This is a genomic window from Celerinatantimonas yamalensis (assembly GCF_046054155.1).
GTDB lineage: Bacteria > Pseudomonadota > Gammaproteobacteria > Enterobacterales > Celerinatantimonadaceae > Celerinatantimonas > Celerinatantimonas yamalensis.
The window spans coordinates 1-23,719 of the sequence record NZ_JBEQCT010000005.1; the positions used below are offsets into that span (position 1 = coordinate 1).

The 23,719-nt window shown below is 44.5% G+C and carries 22 protein-coding genes, 2 tRNA genes, 2 rRNA genes and 2 pseudogenes; 18 read left to right on the top strand and 10 right to left on the bottom strand.

What is annotated here, in order from left to right; genetic code table 11:
* A 5S ribosomal RNA gene (rrf, locus tag ABUE30_RS11180) occupies positions 1-113 on the top strand; the annotation flags it as partial.
* Between the two features lie 117 nt (positions 114-230).
* Positions 231-346: ribosomal RNA gene (gene rrf / locus ABUE30_RS11185) — 5S ribosomal RNA — on the top strand.
* 249 nt (positions 347-595) lie between these two features.
* Here rrf (ABUE30_RS11185) and murQ read toward each other — a convergent pair.
* Together murQ and ABUE30_RS11195 are read right to left on the bottom strand one after the other, a co-directional pair.
* Positions 596-1,537, bottom strand: a complete 942-nt coding sequence (gene murQ, locus ABUE30_RS11190; protein WP_408623863.1) for an N-acetylmuramic acid 6-phosphate etherase — start codon at positions 1,535-1,537, stop codon at positions 596-598.
* A complete protein-coding gene (locus ABUE30_RS11195) occupies positions 1,537-2,691 on the bottom strand; it encodes an anhydro-N-acetylmuramic acid kinase (protein WP_408623864.1) in 1,155 nt (384 codons plus the stop codon). Before ABUE30_RS11195 ends, murQ begins: the two co-directional genes overlap by 1 nt.
* Positions 2,692-2,985: 294 nt before the next feature.
* Between ABUE30_RS11195 and dld the strand changes: the two genes are divergently transcribed.
* On the top strand, positions 2,986-4,689 hold the full coding sequence (gene dld / locus ABUE30_RS11200; protein ID WP_408623865.1) for a D-lactate dehydrogenase: 1,704 nt from the start codon (positions 2,986-2,988) through the stop codon (positions 4,687-4,689).
* On the opposite strand, the gene ABUE30_RS11205 is transcribed toward dld, so the two are convergent.
* The 4 genes and pseudogenes from ABUE30_RS11205 to ABUE30_RS11220 all read right to left on the bottom strand — a co-directional run bounded on the left by ABUE30_RS11205 (position 4,643) and on the right by ABUE30_RS11220 (position 7,074).
* Entirely contained in the window at positions 4,643-4,912 is a 270-nt protein-coding gene (locus tag ABUE30_RS11205; RefSeq protein ID WP_408623866.1) for a hypothetical protein, read from the bottom strand. The two genes, dld and ABUE30_RS11205, sit on opposite strands and share 47 nt — an antisense overlap.
* A 23-nt stretch (positions 4,913-4,935) precedes the next feature.
* Positions 4,936-5,086, bottom strand: a pseudogene (locus tag ABUE30_RS11210) (GTP-binding protein); the annotation flags it as partial.
* Between the two features lie 322 nt (positions 5,087-5,408).
* Positions 5,409-6,167, bottom strand: coding sequence for a tRNA isopentenyl-2-thiomethyl-A-37 hydroxylase MiaE (gene miaE, locus ABUE30_RS11215; protein WP_408624123.1), 759 nt, complete (start codon positions 6,165-6,167; stop codon positions 5,409-5,411).
* A 79-nt stretch (positions 6,168-6,246) separates the two neighbouring features.
* Entirely contained in the window at positions 6,247-7,074 is an 828-nt protein-coding gene (locus ABUE30_RS11220) for a hypothetical protein (protein ID WP_408623867.1), read from the bottom strand.
* 496 nt (positions 7,075-7,570) lie between these two features.
* On the opposite strand from ABUE30_RS11220, the gene efeU reads away from it, so the two are divergent.
* From efeU to ABUE30_RS11255, 7 genes and pseudogenes are all read left to right on the top strand, one after another.
* Entirely contained in the window at positions 7,571-8,401 is an 831-nt protein-coding gene (efeU, locus tag ABUE30_RS11225) for an iron uptake transporter permease EfeU (protein WP_408623868.1), read from the top strand.
* A gap of 41 nt (positions 8,402-8,442) precedes the next feature.
* A pseudogene (gene efeO / locus ABUE30_RS11230) lies at positions 8,443-9,231 on the top strand (iron uptake system protein EfeO); the annotation flags it as partial.
* A 13-nt stretch (positions 9,232-9,244) separates the two neighbouring features.
* Positions 9,245-10,135, top strand: coding sequence for a cupredoxin domain-containing protein (locus ABUE30_RS11235; protein WP_408623870.1), 891 nt, complete (start codon positions 9,245-9,247; stop codon positions 10,133-10,135).
* Entirely contained in the window at positions 10,135-11,454 is a 1,320-nt protein-coding gene (gene efeB / locus ABUE30_RS11240; protein ID WP_408623872.1) for an iron uptake transporter deferrochelatase/peroxidase subunit, read from the top strand. The genes ABUE30_RS11235 and efeB overlap by 1 nt, the downstream gene beginning before the upstream one ends.
* Positions 11,455-11,621: 167 nt before the next feature.
* Complete coding sequence (locus ABUE30_RS11245; protein WP_408623874.1) at positions 11,622-12,113, top strand: GNAT family N-acetyltransferase; 492 nt, start codon at positions 11,622-11,624, stop codon at positions 12,111-12,113.
* A gap of 221 nt (positions 12,114-12,334) precedes the next feature.
* Positions 12,335-12,928 carry an NAD(P)H-dependent oxidoreductase gene (locus ABUE30_RS11250; protein WP_408623876.1) on the top strand — a complete coding sequence of 198 codons (594 nt, stop codon included), beginning with the start codon at positions 12,335-12,337 and terminating at the stop codon, positions 12,926-12,928.
* 1 nt (position 12,929) lies between these two features.
* Complete coding sequence (locus ABUE30_RS11255) at positions 12,930-14,882, top strand: monovalent cation:proton antiporter-2 (CPA2) family protein (protein WP_408623878.1); 1,953 nt, start codon at positions 12,930-12,932, stop codon at positions 14,880-14,882.
* On the opposite strand, the gene ABUE30_RS11260 is transcribed toward ABUE30_RS11255, so the two are convergent.
* The gene (locus ABUE30_RS11260) at positions 14,852-15,856 is read right to left on the bottom strand and encodes a gluconeogenesis factor YvcK family protein (RefSeq protein ID WP_408623879.1); all 1,005 of its coding nucleotides are present in this window, start codon (positions 15,854-15,856) and stop codon (positions 14,852-14,854) included. The two genes, ABUE30_RS11255 and ABUE30_RS11260, sit on opposite strands and share 31 nt — an antisense overlap.
* A 292-nt stretch (positions 15,857-16,148) precedes the next feature.
* Positions 16,149-16,601 carry a tellurite resistance TerB family protein gene (locus ABUE30_RS11265; RefSeq protein ID WP_408623880.1) on the bottom strand — a complete coding sequence of 151 codons (453 nt, stop codon included), beginning with the start codon at positions 16,599-16,601 and terminating at the stop codon, positions 16,149-16,151.
* A gap of 383 nt (positions 16,602-16,984) precedes the next feature.
* Here ABUE30_RS11265 and ABUE30_RS11270 point away from each other — a divergent pair, with 383 nt between their 5' ends.
* Complete coding sequence (locus tag ABUE30_RS11270) at positions 16,985-17,173, top strand: HHA domain-containing protein (protein ID WP_408623881.1); 189 nt, start codon at positions 16,985-16,987, stop codon at positions 17,171-17,173.
* 419 nt (positions 17,174-17,592) lie between these two features.
* Here ABUE30_RS11270 and ABUE30_RS11275 read toward each other — a convergent pair.
* Positions 17,593-17,668: transfer RNA gene (locus ABUE30_RS11275), tRNA-Thr, on the bottom strand.
* A gap of 139 nt (positions 17,669-17,807) precedes the next feature.
* Between ABUE30_RS11275 and ABUE30_RS11280 the strand changes: the two genes are divergently transcribed.
* From ABUE30_RS11280 to rimI, 4 genes are all read left to right on the top strand, one after another.
* Entirely contained in the window at positions 17,808-18,203 is a 396-nt protein-coding gene (locus tag ABUE30_RS11280) for a YbaN family protein (protein WP_408623882.1), read from the top strand.
* Between the two features lie 78 nt (positions 18,204-18,281).
* Positions 18,282-18,358, top strand: a tRNA-Trp gene (locus ABUE30_RS11285).
* A gap of 73 nt (positions 18,359-18,431) precedes the next feature.
* Positions 18,432-18,800: a DNA polymerase III subunit psi gene (locus ABUE30_RS11290; RefSeq protein WP_408623883.1), complete on the top strand. Its 369-nt coding sequence runs from the start codon at positions 18,432-18,434 to the stop codon at positions 18,798-18,800.
* Positions 18,784-19,245, top strand: coding sequence for a ribosomal protein S18-alanine N-acetyltransferase (rimI, locus tag ABUE30_RS11295; protein WP_408623884.1), 462 nt, complete (start codon positions 18,784-18,786; stop codon positions 19,243-19,245). The genes ABUE30_RS11290 and rimI overlap by 17 nt, the downstream gene beginning before the upstream one ends.
* 526 nt (positions 19,246-19,771) lie before the next feature.
* On the opposite strand, the gene ABUE30_RS11300 is transcribed toward rimI, so the two are convergent.
* Positions 19,772-20,335 (bottom strand): thioredoxin family protein, encoded by a 564-nt coding sequence (locus tag ABUE30_RS11300; protein WP_408623885.1) that lies wholly within the window; start codon positions 20,333-20,335, stop codon positions 19,772-19,774.
* Positions 20,336-20,642: 307 nt separating this feature from the next.
* Here ABUE30_RS11300 and ABUE30_RS11305 point away from each other — a divergent pair, with 307 nt between their 5' ends.
* The 3 genes from ABUE30_RS11305 to ABUE30_RS11315 are packed head-to-tail and all read left to right on the top strand — an operon-like array spanning position 20,643 to position 23,647.
* Entirely contained in the window at positions 20,643-21,791 is a 1,149-nt protein-coding gene (locus ABUE30_RS11305) for an ABC transporter substrate-binding protein (protein ID WP_408623886.1), read from the top strand.
* Positions 21,792-21,800: 9 nt separating this feature from the next.
* A complete protein-coding gene (locus ABUE30_RS11310; RefSeq protein WP_408623887.1) occupies positions 21,801-22,871 on the top strand; it encodes a FecCD family ABC transporter permease in 1,071 nt (356 codons plus the stop codon).
* Positions 22,871-23,647, top strand: coding sequence for an ABC transporter ATP-binding protein (locus ABUE30_RS11315; RefSeq protein ID WP_408623888.1), 777 nt, complete (start codon positions 22,871-22,873; stop codon positions 23,645-23,647). Before ABUE30_RS11310 ends, ABUE30_RS11315 begins: the two co-directional genes overlap by 1 nt.
* The last annotated feature ends 72 nt before the right edge of the window (positions 23,648-23,719 follow it).

Sequence of the window (23,719 nt, forward strand, 5' to 3'; positions counted from 1 at the left end):
GGTCGCCATAGCGTTGTGGAACCACCTGATTCCATGCCGAACTCAGCCGTGAAACGCAGCAGCGCCGATGATAGTGTGGGGTTTCCCCATGTGAAAGTAGGTCACGGCCAGGCTTCTTATTCAGAACCCAGCTTCTTTGCTGGGTTTTAATCTCTTAGAAAAGAGATTATTGATTTAACCAGTTATGTTTTTAGTTATTTTGAGCTTTTAAATCAATAAACAAGTTTTTACCTGGTAGACATAGCGTTGTGGAACCACCTGACTCCATGCCGAACTCAGCCGTGAAACGCAGCAGCGCCGATGATAGTGTGGGGTTTCCCCATGTGAAAGTAGGTCACTGCCAGGTTCTTATTTAAAACCCTGCTCTTTGAGCAGGGTTTTTTTATGCCTACGATTTAACAATGTGTGTGTTCAATCTAAAGTTCAGCAAAGCGATGATGTTCGCACTTTGCAGTGCTACTATATTGCTCCAAAATCGATTTTTAAGTACATCCCCGTTGTTATCGCAATGATATATCTAAGTTGACATATTTAGCACTTTTGCGCTGCGAAATTGATTTCGCAGCACGATGACTGCCCACCTATGGCCTGTTTGTTATTCGGAGATTTGCGTCTGTACTTGGCTCAGTTGAATAGCGCGGCGCAAATGGCCTTTGCTTTGCTCTAAATAAGCACTGGCTGCATCACGATCAATATGGCTGATTGCCATCAAAATAGCAGGTTTGAGTGCTCCATTGGTAGCTTGTAGCAGCTTAATGGCTTGGTCTTGTGAACATTGGCTGCTTTGCATCAAGATGCGAGTTGCTCGCGCTTTAAGCTTGTCATTGCTGGCTTTAAGATCAACCATCAAGTTTTCATAGCATTTTCCCAATCGAATCATGCTAGCAGTCGTGAGCATATTTAAGATCATTTTTTGCGCAGTTCCCGATTTTAGACGCGTCGAACCAGTCAGTACTTCAGCGCCAACTACAGCTGTAATGGCTATATCGGCAATATCACTCATCGGCGAGTGAGCATTACAACACACTGCGATAGCCACGGCGCCTATTTGTTTGGCATACTCAAGTGCGCCGATGGTATAAGGCGTGCGGCCACTGGCGGCGATGCCAACTACAACATCGCGGTCGTTAAGTTGCAAATTGGATAAGTCTTGCAGGGCCAATTGCGGTGAATCTTCAGCCCCTTCTTGGGCCTGAAACATAGCGTCTGGACCACCGGCAATGAGGCCAATCACTTGATCAGCCGATATGCCAAAGGTCGGAGGGCACTCGCTGGCATCCAGAACACCTAAACGGCCGCTGCTTCCCGCACCCACATAGATAAGTCGCCCGTTATTTAACAAACTATCGGTAATACAATCAACCGCTTGTGCGATAGCTGGCAATACATTTGCAACCGCTGTCGCAACGCTCTGATCGTGTTGGTTCATTAATGTGATAATCGATAAGCTGTCGGCCTCATCGACATGGATGCTGTCTGGGCTGCGATTTTCCGAGCTAAGACCGGCCAGTTCATTGAGCAAAGCATGTTGGTGCATCAAGATTGCCTTGTAAAGTGTGAATTGGATAAATGGGTATCTGCCCTAAAGATACCCCCTAAAATAGCCTGCTGGGAAGCCCCAGTGACAGATGCTGCATTCCCTGCTTGCTGGTGCAAGCACTGCCGCGCAAGCCAAGCAAATGCCATCGCCTCCATGGCATCACCACTTACCCCTAGCGCATCGGTAGGTAATACCTGCCAGAGAGGTAGTGTGGATTGAAGGGATTGCATCAATGCGCGGTTATGAGCGCCACCGCCACACACTAATAGTCGGCCTGGTGAGTAGCGCTGCACCTCTTGCGTAATGCTGAGAACCGTTAGTGCCAGCAACGTTGCTTGAATATCTTCGGCGCGCTCGTTACCTAGTAAAAATTGCGCTAGCCATTGTAGATGAAATAGCTCTCGGCCAGTGCTCTTGGGATGGGGGTGGGCAAAAAAAGGCTCTTGGCATAAGCGCTCTAATAGTTCTGGAATAACGCGCCCTTTCTCGGCCCATTGACCATCTTGATCAAATGGTTGATTGCAGCATTGTTTGATCCATGCATCCATCAGCATATTGCCAGGGCCTGTGTCATAGCCGATGAGCGGTTGATGCGGATCTAAAATCGAAATATTGGCGATGCCACCAATATTGAGCACAATAACTGTTTGTTTGGGATCAACAAATAAGGCTTGATGAAAGGCTGGGACTAGGGGTGCCCCTTGTCCACCATAGGCCATATCCTTACTGCGAAAATCAGCCACGGTGGTAATCCCGGTTTTTGCTGCAATTAGGCTTGGATTATTCAGCTGCAGGCTAAATGGATAAGGAGCGATAGGGTGATGATGAACCGTTTGACCATGGCAACCGAGTGCTTGTATATATTGCGGCTGCAATGCGAGTTTTTGGCAAAGCGTATTCACCGATTGCGAGTAGCACTCGCTGAGCCATGTTGTAGCCTGACCAATAGCACTTATAGGGAGTGGTTGATCTAAGGCAATGGCATAGAGCTTATCGCGCAATGGGGCTGGAAATGGATCATGATGACTGCCGAGCAAGACCGGTTTAGCGTCTGCAAAATCAACCGCGACGACATCAATGCCATCTAAACTTGTTCCAGACATCAACCCTAGATAGATTTCAGAGCAAATATCTGGTGTGGATGTAATCATGATGGGCTTCAAAGCGTATTGAATAATTTTTTAATTGTGTCACGAGATCGCTATTAAATACTAGCCCGGTATGAGCGATTGGCCGATTATTCAGATCACTCGTGCGGGAGTTGCTTGAGGGGTATTTTGAGCGTAGCTTGAATTGCGCAGCGGTTAGTTTTTTATCCGATAGAACGAGATATGCTAACAAGCTATCTGGTGCTATTTATCGCGATGATGCCCCGTAACTGGGTCAATCACACAATCGTGTGACCCGTTTGGGTATGGCTTTTAACATGAACATTAAGGAGAATTATGAGTAGTGTATTAGCTGGTGATAACCAGCCGCTAATCAGGCAGTTCAAACAGATTGTTGGAGATTCGTATGTGCTGACGACGAGTTCTGCAACGCGCCGTTATCGTAAGGGCTTCCGTTTTGGGGATGGCCGTGTGTTGGCCGTGGTTAAACCGGGGTCTCTTGCGCAGCAATGGCAAATTTTGCAAGCGTGTGTCCAGGCTGATCTGATTGTGATTACTCAAGCGGCTAACACCGGTTTAACGGGCGGTTCCACGCCTGATGGGGATGACTATGAACGGCCGATTGTGATCGTTAATGTTATGCGCATCAACCAAGTGCATCTTATTTCAGATGGACGCCAAGTTGTCTGTTTACCTGGATCGACGTTAGATGTGCTGGAAAAAAAATTACGTCCACTTGGCCGTGAGCCGCATTCCGTGATTGGTTCGTCTTGCCTTGGGGCCTCTGTGTTAGGCGGTATTTGTAATAACTCTGGTGGAGCACTAGTTCATCGAGGGCCTGCTTATACAGAACTGGCCTTATTCGCACAGCTGCAAACGGATGGGCAGTTGGTGTTGGTTAATCATCTTGGGATTGAATTAGGCGATGATCCATTATCTGTTCTGAACCGCTTAGAAAAAGGGCAATTTGGCCAGATTGACCCAATGAATGATGCCAAAGCCAGTGATGATGAGTATCAAGCTTATATTCGCGATGTTGATGCCGATAGTGCAGCACGTTTTAATGGCGACCCGAGGCGCTTATATGAAGCCTCTGGTTGTGCGGGTAAGCTGATGCTATTTGCCGTGCGCCTAGATACTTTTGCCGCTCAGGGTTCCTCACAAGTCTTTTATATTGGTAGCAATGATGCCGATGAGCTAGAACAACTGCGCCGTGATATGCTGAGCAATTTTAAATCACTGCCTGTCTCAGGTGAGTATTTGCACCGCGATGCCTACGATATTGCTGCGCAATACGGCAAGGATACTTTTATGCTGATCAACTGGCTGGGGACAGATCGGCTGCCATGGTTTTTTTCATTGAAAAGTCGCTTTGATGGTTGGTGCGCCCAACTGCCCGGTGTGTCTGAGCAGCTCAGCGATCGGATATTGCAGGGATTAAGTCGGCTTTTCCCCAAGCACTTACCTAAACGGATGCAAGATTATCGGCAGCGTTTTGAGCATCATTTGTTATTAAAAATGTCCGGTGATGGAATTGATGAAGCACGTAACTACCTCAGAGAGTTCTTTGCCCATCGGCCCGGGGATTATTTTGAGTGCACCCCTGATGAGGGCAAAAAAGCCTTTTTACATCGTTTTGCCGCGGCGGGTGCAGCAGTGCGTTATCGCGCGGTACATCCTGACACGGTGGAAGATATTGTGGCGCTTGATATTGCGCTTAAACGTAATGAGCGCCAATGGCAAGAACATCTGCCTGAGTCAATTGACCAAGATATTTTAATTAAGCTCTATTATGGGCATTTTTTCTGTCATGTCTTTCATCAAGACTATGTGATTCGTAAAGGCGCGAACTGCTTAGAGCTTGAGCATCAAATGTGGTCATTGCTTGATCAGCGCCAAGCGCAATATCCTGCTGAGCATAACGTGGGACACTTATACCCAGCATCTACGGCGCAAGCGCAATTTTATCAAGAACTTGACCCCTGTAATCGCTTTAATCCAGGGATTGGGCAAACGTCAAAATGCCATCACTGGCATTAACATGGCCCTTGTCCTGAGCAAATTTGGACAAGGGAGATCCCCTCAAGATTAGAGTGCAGTTAATTAGATGGGAAATATCGGCATCGGCAAAAGGATCAGGCCAGGTTTGCCAAATACTCACGCTAATGATCATTTCATCATCGGTGCGTAGGCACTGATCGAGTTGTTGGATAAATAGGGATTGTTCGAGATCTTGGCCGATAAACACTTGTTCTTGGCGCATATCACCCAATTGATGATATTTTAATCAATATTCACTTCACTCATATGATTGCTAATCACTGCTACTTTTAAGTCTTGTATGATTATTTAGGATATGGTCAAGAAGGATGGTTTTTCCTGCGCCGAGAAAACCAAAAAGAACCGTCACCGGTAAGCGTGTTTCTGATAATGGCATGTTCGGGCTTATTTATATTGATATGTTATAACATATCAATATCTACAATAAAATGATCAACCCACTTGATATTGAATCGAGTTTACCATTGGCTTTGCCGCACCTAAACGTCCCTTGAACGGGATCGACTGAGACGATCAGCGTCCTGCATGCATGGCTCTATTCTGATTTCGAGCAAGATATAAAAGTGTTTGCTGGGTAGTTAGTAGCAGATCACTGATATTAAAGACCTTACTGCTGTTTCAATGTGTAGAATGAATCGCTGGCGGCTCACTCCACTTGAATGATCTTCGCACCATCCTCCATCGGATAGAGAGGCTAATTATTCAGCAGGGATGCCCGAGTGAAATTTAAAGTCGGGATCATAGGAGTGTATTAGCTCTGCTTCTCTTACACCGAAAAACTGGATACGTGGCGTAATGTCATCGGTTGAAATAAGCCGAGCAAGCGCTAAGTAGTCTTGGTAGTGACGTGCTTCTGAGCGCAATAGTGATTGATAAAACGACCCTAAGCGCGTATCCACTAGAGGTGCTAAAGCGGCAAAACGCTCACATGAACGTGCTTCAATGTAAGCGCCGCAGATAAGTTTGTCGATTAATGCTTGTGGTTCATGGGTAGTCACATGGTGCAGCAGACCCTTGGCATAACGGCTGGAGGTTATACTGTGGTAGGCAATATCAAGTGCTGCCATCATTTCCAGCACTTGATAAAAGTGGTGCAGCTCTTCTTTAATCAACGGCACCATCTTATCGATAATCAGTTGCCCAAAAGGTGAGTGACTCTTGGGCAGCAACGCTTTGCTTAACTGGTTCTTTGCAACTAGATCGTGCCAGTAACCAACGTGCTGATAAATAAAATCTTCAAAGGGTTTTAGCCAGCAAAGCAGCTCATCACCACTGGCTTTGTCAACGGCGTAGCGGCGAATCAAATACATCCCTGATTGAGCCGCCTTAAGTTCACAGACAAGATGATCAATCAGCAAGATTGGCATATTTTTAGGCCTTAATGCTTCGTCCAGCCAAGCCATTGGGGTCGGTGTGTGTAAAAAAGAGTGGATGGGCGCTAGTAGGGCACAGGTCATGGTTTTTGAAACATTGTCCAAAATAGCGCGATCATAACATCGCGCATCGCAGTGCGACGAGTGATTGGCTTCAGTATCACTATAGCTTGCCTCTCGTTGGACAGACCACGTGCTGCGCTTGCAGATGGAACATCACCACATCAGGATGGCTAAAAAAGCCAACTTCCCAAGGGTTTTTAATGATAAACCTTGCTTGAACCTCACTGAAAATGGGGGATGATTTGGGAATTTCGTAAACTTCACCCTGAATAATGCTGTAATTCCACTCGATGGCATTTTCAAAGGTAAATGTCGCGCGGCTATCAATGGCAAAGTAACAACGATTGTCTCGACTTAATAGTTGTTCTTTGAAGGTTCCTTTGAAAGTGATGAAAAAAATATCATCATTTATCGTTGATAAAAATGCCATCACAGTGGAATGAGGTTGGTTTTGGGCGTAGGTAAATAAGATGCCGATTTTATTATCGTTTTCTTCAATGTCTATGCTGGGTACTTGAGCCATCGGCGAATAGGGAAGCGGCGAACGGGTTCTGTGATCGGTAGGGTAGTGATAGCCTGATTCTTGAAATTTTTTGGCAATATTGGCACCATAAAAAAGTTGGTATTCCATTGCATCGACTAAGACTTGGTGTGGATGAGTGAGACGAACACGGCCTTTAAAGGATGCTCGATAGACTTTTAAATCGGCATCATATTCAGCAACACCGGTACGGTTATCCAGATGAACAGTTACTAACTGATCATCTACAAATTGGTGTCCATTGGGTAAAAAAAGGGAGATTTGCATATCGTTAAGTATGTGCACACCGCAAATAGAAATTTTCATTGTTTCTTTCGATGCATTATACGCACTGACTACTGCTAATCCCTTGTCGCCGAGGTAGTCGCGCAGCATTCTTTCAGACATGACTGTTTTCCTTCACTAATCAGATAGGGTTAAATCTACAATGTTTTTAAGAACGAGGTCTATAAAAATAAAGCATCAGCGGTTTTTATAGTTGCTTGGCGAGATCTCTCTCTATCCCCGAATGGCTGTTTATTTGACGTGTCGCCATAAAATGCGGAATTTTGGTGGGAGTGAAGCATCCAAACACGCGTCGGCTTAAGCGGTTTATTCATCTTCCTTATTTTGACTTAGTTGCACTCGCCTGTCGTTTTCAGCAATGCGTCTAGATTGGTTTATACCAGTAGCTGCATCACTAAGTGCTTATCTATCGTAGGCGCTTTATTTAGCCTTGGTGTTGCTCTGTCTGCCTTGCCGATTTTTGTATACAGAGTGAACGCTTTGTTTTTATTGTCAATTCCATAAATATCCTCCATGAGATTAAAAATTCCGCATAGGGATTGACATTTTATGAAATAGAAATACTATTGATAATAATTATCATTTATGTTTTAGGCCTATGTTCTTTGTACCTTTTCTTATTATGCTCCGCGAAGGGCTCGAAGCGACACTTATTGTCGTTATTATCACTAGCTATCTTAAGCAAAGTGGGCAGGGGTTATGGCTCAAGTATGTTTGGCTTGGGGTTATTAGTGCGCTAGTGCTGTGTTTGCTATTAGGCATCGGCATTGAAAAGACTACTGGTGAATTTCCTCAGCAACAACAAGAGTTGTTTGAGGCGATCGTGGCAGTTGTTGCTGTAGTGATGTTGACGTACATGGTGTTTTGGATGCAAAAAGCCAGCGTATCGATTAGCCGCGATATTCGTGCAGCTGTGGATAATGCGTTAACGCGATCACATGCTCCAGCACGGGCATTAATGTTGATGGTTTTTCTCGCTGTTGCCCGAGAAGGCCTTGAATCGGTATTTTTTTTGATGGCTGCATTTACACAAGATGTGGGGGTGATGGCCCCCATCGGCGCGGTCAGTGGTGTGGTGTGTGCTGTACTCATTGGTTTTGCGTTGCACTTCGCAGGATCTCGGCTTCCTTTAAAAGCTTTTTTTCGCTGGACGTCTTTGCTGATTTTATTGGTGGCCGCTGGGCTTTCTGCTGGCGCGATTAGAGCATTTCATGAAGCTGGTGTATGGAACTACTTACAAGCCACTGCTTTTAATAGCAGTGATATTTTATCTACTCATAGCCTATTCGGTACGCTTTTAGAGAGCTTATTCGGTTATCAATCGATGCCAAGTCAATCGGAAGTGTTGGTCTACCTACTCTACCTGTTACCTGCTTTGACTTGGTTTCTCTGGCGGGCAAAACAAACTTCTTCATCGTACGCACAGTAAAATAAGGGATATTTATGAACAAGATCGTAGCGACTTTACCATTACTGTTACTCGGGACAAGCTGTGTGGCCACGGCGCAAGATTACTCAACGCAGCTGAGTGCCCCGATGGCAGAATATAAAATTTACGTAATCAGTGAAGTAAACGCATTAGTCAAAGATACCAAAGCGTTTACGGATGCAATAAAAGCGGGAAATATACAACAAGCTAAAGCCCTGTATGCTCCAGCGCGAATTCACTATGAACGGATTGAACCGGTGGCTGAGTTGTTCTCAGACTTAGATGCTAGCATTGATGCGCGTGAGGATGATTTTCAGAAAAAGACGCAAGATCCTAACTTTAGTGGCTTTCACCGACTCGAACATACCTTATGGGTTAAAGGCAATGCCCAAGAAACCGCCCATTATGCCAACAAGTTGTATAAAGATGTTTTAGATCTGCGCCAACGGTTAACTGGCTTAGCCTTTCCACCTAGCACCGTTGTGGATGGTGCAGCGGGTTTAATTGAAGAGGTCGCTTCTTCGAAAATTAGTGGTGAAGAAGATCGGTATAGTCATAGTGATCTGTGGGACTTTCAAGCGAATGTGGATGGCTCGAAAAAAATTGTTGATCTACTGAGGCCCATTTTGCAAAAAGCACGCCCACAGTTATTGGCAAAAGTTGATCAAAATTTCCAACAGGTAGATAGCATCTTAGCCAAATACCGGACCCAAACTGGTTTTGAATCTTATGAAAAGTTAACGGCTGGTGATCGCAAAGCGCTGCAAGGCCCTGTGACAGTATTAGCTGAAGATTTATCCGAGTTACGCGGTATTTTAGGGCTTAACTAATTGAGAGGAAACGATGAATTATCGTTTAATGCTGGCTGGTGCGTTATTCAGTTCGATGATCCCTCTGAGTTATGCTCAGTCGATCCCTGAGATAAAAATATCGGTGAATGATACGCAGTGTGACCCGATGGCGTTGTCTGTTACTGCTGGAAAAGTGCGATTTATTATCAAAAATAACAGCATGCGGGCACTCGAATGGGAAATTCTTAAAGGCGTACGCGTTGTGGCCGAACGTGAAAATATTGCGCCGGGCTTTTATCAAAAAATGACGGTTGATTTAGAGCCGGGTCACTATGCCACCACCTGTGGTTTGCTAACCAACCCCCGTGGTTCGCTGGTGGTCAATGCCGCTGCTGGCAGTCAAGGATATCAAGTGAAGCGCCAAGATATTATTGCCATCGAAGCCGAGTATAAATATCTGTTAGTCACGCAAACGCAAGCTCTTGAGGCGCAAGTGCAAGCGTGGCAAGGCAGTAAAGTTCCCGCTGATTTGGTGAGGCAGTATGCTGGTATGTTGGTGTTTGCTCGTGGTTTTGCCAGCGACGCAGCCGACGATAAGCTGGTCGTGGCGAAAGTATCTCGCCGCGCGTTACTGGCGCAAGTCAGTCTGTGGAAGAGGCGTGCTCGGGAAAATACGTTGAGTCTATTTAAAATTACGCAATTGCTGCAACAGCAGCTGTTAGCTAGCGAGCCAACTTCAGTTGCATGGCATGGATTAACCGCTGATCTCACTCAGTTTGAGAAAGTCCTTACACCCGTGATGCATAAATTGGATTCAAAGCGCCTATCAGCTTTACACCTGCACATTGAGCAGTGGCGAGACATTGATAGCCTCGCCGTGCGCCAACAGCTACATGCAGATCTCGGCAAAATAGCCACACAATTAAAATTGGAGAAGTCGTAATGGGATGCCCGTTTCATTTTGGCCAAGCCAACCAAGAGTCCGATGAACAGCCAAATTCAGCGCGCCGGCATCTATTAAAAGGGTTGTTGGGGACAGCGGGAGGAGTGCTCGCCTACAGCAGTTTGTCAGCTTCAGCCAATGCAGCATCGAGGCTATCTGATAAAGTCATGTCTGAGTGCTCCGATTTTTCCGCAGAGTCGGCGAGCCAGCCGTTTTATGGTGCTCATCAAAGTGGCATCACCACAGCGCAGCAAGCTAATGTGGCATTGGTGGCCTTTGACGTGCTAGCAACCGATAAGCCAGCACTTCAAACCATGCTACAAACATTGACACAGCGTTGTGAGTTTTTAATGCAAGGTGGGGTAGTTAAGGCGCGCGATGCGCAATATCCACCACTGGATTCAGGTATGGTTGGCCCTATGATTCATCCGGATAACTTAACGATTACCGTATCCGTGGGGGCTTCCTTATTTGATCAACGCTTTGGTTTGTCACACTTAAAGCCGCATCAGCTACAAACCATGACTCGCTTTGCCAATGATGGACTGCAAAGCCAGTGGTGTCATGGTGATTTGATGTTGCAAATTTGTGCCAATAGCCCAGATACAACCTTGCATGCATTGCGTGATATTATCAAACATACGCCGGGTTCATTAGCGGTACGTTGGCGCCGTGATGGCTTTATTTCACCTCATGCTGCGGCGTCACAAGGCAAACGAACCCCCATTAATTTGCTCGGATTTCGCGATGGTACGGTCAATCCTAATGCCAGTCAGCATGATGTGCTTAAGCAAATGCTCTGGCTTAGCTCAGATACAGCTGAACCAGCATGGACGGTGGGTGGTAGTTATCAAGTGATCCGGTTGATTCGTTTTTATGTCGAACACTGGGATCGCACCCCACTGCAAGAGCAGCAAGCCATATTTGGTCGTGATCGCGATACTGGCGCGCCACTTGGGATGAAGCATGAACATGATTCGCCTGATTATGCCTCGGATCCACATGGCAAACATATTCCGCTAGATGCGCATATGCGCTTAGCGAATCCGCGAACCCAAGGTTACCCTGAATTTCTATTATTAAGACGTGGCTATAGTTATTCGTATACCACCAGTCCATCAGGACAATTAGATGTTGGGCTACTGTTTATTGGTTATCAGGCTAATTTACAAAGAGGCTTTATTGATACTCAAAACCGACTCAATGGCGAGCCGCTTGAAGAATACATCAAGCCTTTTGGCGGGGGATATTTCTTTACTTTGCCGGGTGTTATGGGAAAGGGCAATTATTTAGGTCAGAGCTTAATTGAATCGGCTTAATCCCTGTTAGGGCAATGCGATTTAAAGATGAAAGGTTTTTATTTAAAGGGAGCTTATATTGCTTCCTTTTTATTACGAGATGAAGCATCTGATGATATTTCTTGCATTTTTTTTTGAAATAATGGCATTATTATTTCTTCTTTTGCAGGTTACAGAAGTGATTATTTATGTCAGTTGTTACAATTCGGAATGTAGAGTCCACCGATGCACCTGCGCTTAAAGCTATTTATGAATGCCCGAGCGTTTATGCCAATACACTCAATCTACCTTATCCGACTGATACTTTTTGGGAAAAACGCTTACAAGCTGCACCGGATAATTTGTATAGCTATGTTGCGTCAAAAGATGACGTGGCTGTTGGACATTCGGTGGTGATGATTGAACACAATGTCCGGCGCCGCCATGTCGGGGCAATATGTATTGCCGTTCATGAGCGATATCATTATCAAGGGATCGGTCATACATTATTGACTGCGGTGATAGATGTGGCTGATCATTGGCTCAACTTAAAACGCTTGGAACTGTCCGTTTATCAAGATAACCAATCGGCGATTCATTTATACCAAAAGTTTGGATTTGTGATTGAAGGCGAGTCACCTGCATTTGCTTTTCGCGATGGTGAATACATCAGTGCTTATTCGATGGGACGAGTGATTTGATCAACTCGCTTTGCATCGATTTGGCTGTTTTTTAGCGAATAGTGATAGGTATCAATGCATAAAGACTAGCTGAAATACTGTCGAGACCATTCTATAGTGTGCCGATATGGTCTATTCTGAATTTCTCAGTTATATAAGTAGATTTTATAATAGTGTTGCATCTATAGTCAGTGAACATGATATGTTATTGGTTCACTGTTTTATAGCTGTATGAGAAGGTTATGCCGCGTATTTTAGTCATTTTTGCTCACCCAGCTTTACATAAAAGTCAGGCAAACCAACGGTTATTAGCCGCGATTGAGGGGTTACCTGGAATTACCATTCGTGATCTTTATCAGCGTTATCCCAATGGCTTTATTGACGCCTTGGCCGAGCAGGCACTATTGAAAGAATATGACATTTTAGTTTTTCAGCATCCATTTTATTGGTATTCGGCCCCAGCTTTATTAAAAGAATGGATGGATTTAGTGCTTACCCGCGGTTACGTCTATGCCGAGACGCCTGATGAGCGTTTATCTATAAGTCGTTTTTTATCGGTGATTACATCTGGGGGATCGATGGCCTCCTATCAGCCTCATGGTTATAACCGTTTTAGTATTCGGCAATTTTTGCTGCCTTTTGAGCAAACAGCCACATTATGTGGGATGGAGTATTTGCCACCGTTTGTTGTGGATAGCGTAAATAAGCAGGGTGATGATGCGCGCTTGGCCGATTTTGCCAAGCGTTATCGGCAATTACTAGAGCAACTTCGTGATGGGCAGTTAACTCTCCCAGAGCACTGTTATTATCTGTCTCATCCAGACTGGGAGGATTGAGATGGGAAACTCGTTATGGTTTGATGCGTTTGTCTATTTAACGGCGGCCATTGTATCAGTGCCCATTGCCACCCGTCTTGGTTTGGGATCGGTATTAGGCTATTTAATCGCAGGTTGCCTTATCGGACCATATGCATTGAGACTAGTCGGCGGATCGCCTGATGTGATGCATTTTGCCGAGTTTGGCGTGGTGATCATGCTGTTTTTGATCGGATTGGAACTTAAACCCTCTCGGCTATGGCGACTCAAAAGTTCGATTTTCTTTACCGGTGGCTTGCAAGTGGTTTTAACCGTTGCTTTGATCTGGGGAATTGCCCATGTTTTTGCAATGAGTGACCGACAGGCGCTGGCGCTGGGATTGATTCTCTCGGTGTCATCGACCGCGTTAGTGCTGCAAAGCTTGCAAGAAAAAGGGCTGATGAAAACTCCTGCAGGCAAACATTCGTTTTCGGTATTATTATTTCAAGATATCGCCGTGATTCCGATGCTGGCGATTCTTCCATTTTTAGCAATGAAAAGCGGTGCCTCTGCTTTAGCCTCATCAACTCCCGCTTGGGTAACTGCTTCACAGATGGCTCTGGTTATTATTGGCATCATCTTTGGGGGGCATTATCTACTGCGGCCGGTCTTTCGCATGGTGGCACAATCGAATATGCGCGAGTTATTCGTTGCAGCTTCGTTGGCGTTAGTCGTGGGGATTGCTCAAGCGATGGATATGGTCGGTTTATCACCGGCTTTGGGAACGTTTTTAGCTGGGGTAGTCCTTGCTGATAGTGAATATCGCCACGAGTTAGAAGCGGATGTCGAGCCCTTTAAAGGTTTGCTGTTAGGGCTGTTTTTTATCTCAGTGGGCGCTAACATCAACTTTGTATTGCTCTGGGATAAACTTGGGTTAATTGTATCGCTGGTCGTCGCGTTGGTCGCCGTGAAATTTGCTGTGCTGTGGGTTGTGGGTAAATTATCAAGGCTGCGCGGTGAGGATTTAGGCGTATTTTCCACGGCACTTTCGCAAAGTGGTGAATTTGGGTTCGTCTTAGTGTCTTTTGCAGGCAGCTCTTTGGTCCTGAACACAGCGATGGTCGATTTAGTGACATTAGTGATTGCGTTGTCGATGGCGACCACACCGTTATTGTTAATGCTTTGTCAGTGGTGGTTGTTCCCTCGGCTGCGCGAGCGCGCGGCCATCAATTCACCAAGCCCAGCGATCGATGATAATGAAAATCCAGTTATTATTGCCGGATTTGGCCGATTCGGCCAAATTGTGGGGCGAGTGCTGCATAACAACCATATTGGCATGACGATATTGGAGCACGATGCGAACCATATTAAAACGTTAGGACGGTTTGGTTTTAAAGTGTTCTATGGCAATGCTACTCGAGCTGATCTGCTTAGTTCTGCTGGGGCAGAACAAGCTAAATTATTAGTTGTTGCCGTGGATAGCGCTGAGCAGACTTTGGAAATTGTCCAGATGGCTCGCAAAAATTTTCCACAACTGATTATTCTCGCCCGCGCCGTTGATCGCGAACATGCTTTGGAACTGATGCGCGCAGGGGTTGATTATGTGCATCGTGAAACCCTTGGATCAGGGGTCGCAATGGCGGTGGATGCTCTTACTGAATTAGGGTGGCGGGCGAATCAAGCTTATCGAATTGGCGAGTTTTTTAAATCGTATGACAGTAAGTTATTACGTGAACAGCTACTGAAAGATGATCAAAATACTGAATTTTTGCGCCATAGTTTACGCTCGCGTAAAATGCTCGATCAACTGTTAGATGATGATAGCCGCTTGCCAACATCAGCTTATGAGAGAGCGTGGGAAAGTAATGTTCAAAAAAGTGAACAAGGAGCCGATTCAAGCCGTTTGAAACAAGCTCATCGATGGAATAAACAATCTAAGCAAGTCAGCCCAAAAGTACCCGATCATCAAGTTGGTGACGATTCATCGAGTAAGTAGGGAACCAACGTGCGGGTTAGTTTATCGGCGTTATGGCGAATGATCCCTGATTCCTGCTCCAGTAGATCGGCTTCAATAAGCTGATATTGTTTGAGCAATTTACGGTGATTATTTATTTTGACAGGGGCGGCTCGCTGCTGTTGATAGTTTTTCAGCGCGGCTTCGCTGGGCACGGTATTATTATGGATAATGATATCGATTGGACGGCCAATATAGTGTTCTAAAATTGAGAGAAATGATTCAAGCGTATAGCCATCCGTTTCGCCGAATTTAGTCATAATATTACTGATATAAATAAGTTTTGCGGAACTTTTTTGCAGTGCTTCGCGAACGCCGGGAACCAACAAATTAGGGATAATACTGGTATATAGATCGCCAGGACCTAAAATAACGGCTTTGACTTGGCGAATTCGTTCAATCACGCGGGGAAAAACGGTGACGTGATCGGCATGATGGGGAACTAAAAATACATTGGCGATCTTTTGCCGCTGATTACCGCGCGGCACATCAATGGCACTTTCACCAAAGATCTGTTCACCATTAGTTAACTGGGCAACGAGTGTGGATTTATCGGTCGTGACTGGGAGAATTTCGCCGCGCACATCCAATAACTGCGCTAATGCTTCAATACCGGTTGAAAATGAACCGGAGTATTGACTCAGCATGGTCAGTAGCATGTTGCCAGCGCTGTGTCCGCGTAGGCGTTGATTACCTGAGAAGCGCTTTAACAAAAGTTGGCGAGCCATATCACGATGAGGTGAAAGTGCCAAAATACATTTGAGAATATCGCCCGGGGGCAAAATTCCTAATTCATCGCGTAAACGTCCGGTACTTCCGCCACTATCGGTCATTGATACAATGGCGCTCACATACAACTGCTGAATATCTCGCAAAGCGCTCAGTAGTACGAATTGACCGCTTCCACCACCGATTGTTGCGATGGCTCGATGACTCTTATCGCCGGATACTTGCAACAATTGCTCCTTATCGGCTTTGCTTATGGTGTTAAATCCTATTGTAATGGACTTATACCTTACTTCAATAGGGGATATTGGCTATTCATCATGTAATATGAATAAAATGGCTGGTCAGTTTTCAGCATATTACCCTATGTCTTATTGTAGATGGTGTCTTCATGTTGTAAATGAGCTATCATAGTATCAGTGCTTGGCCTTTAACGACTTTCCTGCATCGAGCCACGTTATATGAGAGGTTGCCCTTACCGTCATTGTGGCTGTTGTTTTGCAGCACGGCGCATGATGAATCTCATCCAAGGGGTTGCGCAGCTAATTTGGTTTGAATAAAATCTTTGTGATCTAGGTAGATGAGGTCAGCGACTTTGCGAATAAGTGCCTCTTCTTGTGGATCAAGTCTGCCATCAGCATAAGCGACATGCCATAGCGCATTGATAATTTTGCAGCGCTGCTGGTAGTCAAGCGCTTTGACTTTGCGCGTAAACTCATAGACAGAAACCGCATCGTCAGACGCTTTTTGTGCTTCGATATACAGATTTCTCGATTCGTTTTCGTTGAGGGCGAGTAGATGGCAAAGTCGTTGATAGATAACTTTTTGTTCATCACCACTTTCATTGGCATCAGCCGCACTAACTTGAATAAGTAAGGCTGCCGTTGCTAATTTGAGTTGTTCTGTTTCGTCAAGCTGAGGTCGAGCTTCAGCCTTAAAGGCGGTTTTTAAAAAATTATGGAGTGTATCAAACATTCTAGTTACCTCAATTGCGTATCAGCAAATTGTGGCAGAGTTGTTTGATAAACCCAAGCGTTTTGTTACCAAAGCAATGCCAATGGCAAGCTAACAATATAAAAAAATTGTTAAAGTTAGGCTATTTTGATAGTGGCAATAGTAAGTTGGGTCGTTTAGTCAATTATTATTAACTAAGAGGGCTAGTTTTTTCTGATAAATATTCTAAAATGAAGGCTTGTCAGTCAATGTAAGATTTTGTCAATAGTTGGCAAAATGAAATGAATATTTATTGATTTGGCATTAGCATAATTAAGTTATTTCCTTATGTAAGTCAGGTGGAACAGCTTACCTTTGACTTATCAATCATAATTCTATTTTTATACAATTAGTTTGAGACATCTATGATAGAAACACCACGTACTAAATTGGATTGGTTAATGCGATTTCGTCGCGCAAAAACTCAAGATACATTAGATTTTATGTTAGACCGAGCTTTAGACCAATTATCTTCGACAACCGAGAAAGCAGAAGCAATATTGGCTCATGCGGCACGTCAGGATGAGTTAGATTCACGTCACTGGTCATATTAATATAAATAGAACAATCAATTTATTATTCCATATGTTGTGAACGCATTTTCTATTTTTTCATATCCGCGATATATCAACACCCAGACGAGTTAGCCGACATAAAATCAGTGAGGCTAACTCAGTGTATTTTTATTGATATGATCAGTTAGTCATTTATTTAATGTATAGCTTAGTGTCTGAATTAAGTGGTTATTAGTGTAATCGTGCTAACGTGATGGATGTTCTAACAAAGGATATGGCACGCCGTGTTACTTTTTTAAGTTGCACATGATACTTGTACGATCGACGGCAGATATGATGAAAAATTACCAATGGTGTGCTTAAAAAGTACGAATTAATGCATTGTCTAAACATGAAAATAATTTGGGTGGGATAGATAGAGTACCGCGTAGATATCCGTTAGGATGATGCGAAAAGAATGGTGCCGACTGCCGGAATCGAACTGGCGACCTACTGATTACAAGTCAGTTGCTCTACCTACTGAGCTAAGTCGGCGTTACCCTAACGGGGCGTAATTAAACGGCTATTTAGCTTGGATGTCAAACACCAAATTCAAAAATCTGTTAATTTAGTTAAATTTGGATGAATAGTAAGCAGATCGACGTTGTAGACATTGTTATTGGGAGGAAATCGAATGGTCCGAATACTATTGATCATCGTGGGATGGTTGGCTGTGATCCTAGGGGCTTTAGGCGTTATCCTTCCCTTACTTCCCACCACGCCGTTTCTATTACTGGCGTGTTTGTGCTTTTCAAAAGCATCGCCCCGCTTTGAGCAGTGGCTGCTTAATCACAGGTATTTTGGTGTGATGATCCAAAATTGGCGTCAGTATCGGGTGATCCCGGTGCGTGCTAAATGTGTCGCTACAATGATGCTGGTGATCTCGGCTGTAGGTATTGGATTTACTGCAATGCCCTGGTTAGGGCGAATTTTAGTATGGTGTATGTTAGCCACGATCTTGCTGTTTATTACGACGCGCCGCTCAAAAGTTCCTCGGCTTCAAACCACTACAGAGCGCTCAATTGGCTAAATCTCAAGCAATCAGTTACAGCTTGATAAAATTAGTCTTTACCTTTCAAGTCGTTTGGGTATACTACCCAGCGTCTTTAGGGGTGTAGTTCCAATTGGTAGAACGGCGGTCTCCAAAACCGACGGTTGGGGGTTCGAGTCCCTCCACCCCTGCCAAATTTAAAGGCCTGCTCATTGAGCAGGCCTTTTCGATCCGGTATCTTAGAACTTTTAATCAAAGAGTGATTTGATGGATACACGAGCAATTGCGCTACTCCAACAGATGGGGGTGACAATCTGGGAGTCACGCCAACCTATCTGTACTAAAACAACGCATCTTGATCTTGCCGTTGTTTGCGATCATCCCGAGCAATTACAAACATCGAAACTGTGGCAAGGCCTGAATAAAGGGCTCGAACCCTTTAGTTTGGTGATTCAAGTACTCAGCGCCGAGCAGTTGGCAAGTGTGGAGTCGCGTTGGGTATTATGGTTTGCTAAGCAATTGCCAGAGCAAGATCTATCTGGGTTGCTAGGACCATATGATTGGCGCAGTTTGGCGCAGCAAGGCACACTCAAACGACAAGTATGGGAGTCGCTGGTAGATGCCTTATCACATTGAATTGTTGCAAGAGCACGATCTAAGCGCCATTTTAGCGATTGAACGTCAGGTGCAACTTCACCCATGGAATGAGTCACTATTAACGCAGGCTTTTCATCCTCGGGCACTGAATTTAGCGATTAAAGATACTTCAGAACAGTTAGCCGGGTATCTCTTTAGTGAAATAGTGGTGGACCAAGCTGAACTGCTTAATATTAGTATTGCTCAGCCTGCGCAGCGTCAAGGATTAGGTAAGCAACTGTTGCAAGCTTGGTTTAAACATCTATATGAGCAAGCAATTACCCACGTATTATTAGAAGTTCGGGTCAGTAACCACAGCGCGATTACACTTTATCAACAGCAAGGGTTTGTCGTTGATGGTCTTCGTCGCAATTATTACCCTTGTGCCTCTGGTCGAGAAGATGCGCAACTGATGAGCCTAAAGTTAGCGAACATCGAAGTGTGATGCTTATCGCTCCGCAATATGATTTTTCGAAAATCTTGCCAGTGTGAATAAAAACTCATGTCAAAATGGCTTAAGTGTTAGGTCGTTTTATACGGAAGGCACAAAATGATAGAACCCTCATTTTGCTTTATCTGTTTGAACCCATTTTGCAAACAAAACCGATAACTTCTTGTATTCACTTAAAACAGCGTCACCAAAATATTCATTTTAGCCACGCTGTCCAACGAGTGACATAACCAGCGCTCCAATATCACTTTTAAGGCGCATCCCAAACAAGCCTATTCATTGTGCATGTGCTATTAACTTGCAGTAGACACCGTCACACGCTCAGAATTGAATGCAATCAGATCTCAAATTCTTCTTCAACGCTTTTTTCTACCGCTTTAAATTACAACCTCAAATATTATGAATTTGTTCTTTAAAGCCAGATGGATATAGAACCTAAATAGACGATATATCTTTCTTACGGCAACGCTGCAATCTTACGACCATGATCAAGACTTACGATTTTCAAGTTATCATATTGTCATGGATGTTTGTTTGCCATCGCGTGTCGATGAGCAATCTCGGTGACGCGTTGCAGTGATAGCTTCATGGTGGTTAATGATAATGGCATATGATTGCCTTTTTGAATGCTATCTTTCGCCACCCATACTTGCTGCATCGGTAAGACTAAATGCGTCGAAACAGCTTGGTTACGTTGGTATTGTACGATTAAAGCTGGCAGCATATGAATTTGATAGTGGCGAGCAAAATTTCTTTGTTGACGATTTAAATCAACTGTATAACGAACCTTCAAGTAAGGCTTGGTAAATGTAATGAAGTCGTCATTGTTGAGAATGTTTTTTTCGAAATTTTTACAGATCTGACAGGATCCGGCGCGAAAGTAAAACAGAATAGGACGGTTTTGCTGTTTCGATAATGATAATGCCTGTTGATAGCCTTGTGTTTCAAAATACCAGCCATCTTTAGCACTCACACCATAATTTCTGATATGAAATATATAAATATAGCCACACGCTGCTACAGCGAACAGTAATCCTACCATCGCCCATATCCATTGATTCACTTTTGCTCGAGATAATTTCATCAACGACATCTCTTATCACAGACGGCAAACTTTAGATTGTAGAATAACATAGCTAATCGTTGCGCGATCGTCGTAACAAAATAGTTTTATCATCGGGCTTTAAGGTGCGTAATACGACGATTTATTGTGCTGAATTTGTGACGATTGGTGATGAAAGAGAAAATAAAAATGCTACGGGAGTAATAATCAGGAATTATTTTTTGCGAAAAGTGTTGAATGATAATGGTTTTTATTTGTATTATTGCCTCCTCTTTGAATGGTCGGTTCTATCAGATGACTATCTCGTTATCAAGCAGGAGTTGTTTTCATGCGTAATCTCACTAAGCTACTCATATTACTCAGTGGCTGTATTCTCTCATGGACGAGTTTTGCCAGCACTTATCCGCTGAGTGTAACTGATATGGCAGGGCGTCATGTTACGATCAAATCCCAGCCGCAGCGGATCGTACTACAGGATGGTCGTGATGCCTTGATGTTGGCTGTGCTTGATAGGAAAAATCCATTTAAGCGTGTTGTTGCATGGAATAATATTTTAAAAAAGAGTGATGCAGGGTTATGGGGGCTATTGAAGCAACAATGGCCGAGTGCGGCTAAGATTCTGGATATGAACTTTGGCGATAGTGGCCAGCTCAATTTAGAAGAAGTTTTAACGCATCGCCCCGATCTATTAGTTGCAGAGCTTCGAGCTAAGAGCGCCATGGAGCAATCTGGTGTGATAAAAACGTTAGCTAAACTTAATATCCCTGTTTTATTTGTTGATACCGCGGAGCAGCCAATTAAAAATGCGCCAGCGAGTGTTCGTTTGCTCGGTACGGTCTTGAATCAAGAAAAAAATGCCAACGAATATGCGCATTTTTATGAGCAACGTTTGAATCACGTGGAAGCGGGTGTAAAAGAAGCTGTGGCTAAAAATGGTGGCAAACGTCCCACTGTATTTATTGAGGCACATGCGGGGGTGAAAGGCCCGAATGACTGCTGTTTTACTCACAAAGATTTTGGCTGGGCCGATCTGGTTAAAGCCGCTGGTGGGAATAACTTAGGTGGGCAGGTTTTAAAAAGCTCTTCTGGCGTTGTTTCCATGGAAAAAGTATTAGCTTTGAAACCAGACATTTATGTTATGACTGGGTCGCAGTGGCAAGGTCGCAGCAAGTCAATTGCACTGCCCTTGGGTTATGGCGTAAGTAAAAAACAGGTACAAACTGCATTTGAACATCTATTAGCTCGCCCTGGGTTTAGCGAAATGAAAGCTTATCAAGATCATCGTATCTATGGGGCATATCATCAGTTTTATAATCACGCATATAATATTGTTGCAATTGAAGGATTAGCCAAGGATTTCTATCCTCAACAATTTAAAAACCTTCACCCAACGCAAACGTATCAGACTATTCTACATCGCTTTACGGACATTAAGAGTGACAAGAATTTAACGCTGTTTGCTCACGCCAAGGAATAGTTTTCCTGAATGACTGATATTTCTCAAGCGCTGGATGTTATGCCCAGTGAACGTGTTTATAAACGTGATGTTCGTCGAAAGTTACTGTTACTTGTCAGCTTTAGTGTATTGACTTTGATCGCTGTGGTGACGGATTTACTATGTGGATCGGGCACATTGGCGTTGAATTCATCGATACAAGGGTTACTTCATCCCGCTCAAGCGTCGCCGCTAGTTCGGGTGGTGATCTGGGATCTGCGCATGCCGGTGACGGTGACTGCGGTATTAGCGGGCATTGGCCTAGCACTTTCTGGCTCGTTAATGCAAACCGTGTTGGATAATCCATTGGCTGAACCATTTACCTTAGGGATTTCCTCTGCGGCAGGCTTTGGCGCCGCGTTGGTTATTGTGTTTCAAACCTCATTGGTGAGTTTTTTACCGGTTGATTATTTATTAACCGCAAATGCGTTTATTTTTGCCTTGGTTACTGTGCTTTTTATCGGCATCTTTGCTGCCCGTAAGGGACTGTCAGTTGAGATGATCGTCATGCTGGGGATTGCCGTACATTTTATTTTCTCGGCACTGCTTGGTTTGGCGCAATATGTTGCCAATGTAGATCAGTTGCAGTCGCTGGTGTTTTGGATGATGGGCTCGCTGCAAAAAAGTAACTGGACACAGGTGGGGATTAACGCCGCTATTATCGGTATTATCACGCCAATTTTGCTGTTTTTGTCGTGGCAAATTTCAGCGCTACGCGGTTTTGGTGAGCAAGCACAGGTGCTGGGAATTTCAGTGGCTAAGTTGCGGATGTTGTTGCTGGTTTTCGCGGCATTGATGGCTAGTGCGATTACCGCAACGATCGGTGTGGTGGGTTTCATTGGCTTAGTTGCACCTCATGTTGCGCGCATGCTCGTTGGCGAAGATCAGCGATTTACCCAGTTGATGACGATGGTGACAGGGGCTCTGATTATGACGGTGGCTTCAATTATAAGTAAGATGTTGATCCCTGGGATTATTTTGCCGATTGGTATCGTGACTTCCTTGTTAGGTGTGCCATTTTTTATTTGGTTGGTTTTTGGTCGAAGTATGGGGAGACGTTAATGCTGAAAGTCGACAAACTTGCGGTTAAAATCGGCTCTGTTGAGATCTTAAAACCGGTCAGTTTCACGGTGATGGCGGGTCAATCATTAGCTTTGCTTGGGCGTAATGGTGCTGGCAAATCAACCTTGGTGAAAGGGTTGGCAGGGTTACTTAAAGCGCGTGGCTGTGTGACTATCGACGGGCACTGTTTAAATAAAATGCCCCAGAAGGCCCGCAGTCAGCAAATTGGTTATATTGCCCAAGAATTTTCATCTAATTCGGTTCGGTTAACCGTTTTTGAACTGCTACTACTGGCACAAAACACGCAAAATATGCAGTTCCGGGCGAGCCCCGAGAGTTTAGTTGCAGCGCAGCAAATGTTGGAGATGTTGTCGCTGACCCATTTAAGTCATCGAATGCCCAATGAAATGTCTGGCGGTCAACAACAGATGGTCGCTTTAGCCTTAGCCTTGATTCGTAAACCTCGCTTGCTGCTGCTTGATGAGCCAACCTCTGCCTTGGATTTAGCCAACCAACTGCATTTGTTGCAGACCGTCCGTCGCTATACCCAAGAACAAAATATTACGACCTTGATGGTGTTGCATGATCTCAATTTAGCGCATCGTTTTGCAGATTACACCATGATTTTAGCGGCCGGAGAGGTTGAAGCTTTTGGTCAAACTCGTCAGGTGTTAAGCGCTGAGCAAATCGCCCGCAGTTATGGCGTGCATTGTGAAGTATTTGTCGGTTCGGATGGTTCGCGCAGTATTCATCCGTTGGCCGCACTATCGGCATAGTGGACTTTCCCTTATGGGTAGAGCAGGATCATGGTTTAACCGTTTGTTGCGCCAAGGGTCTGTTTAAGCCGC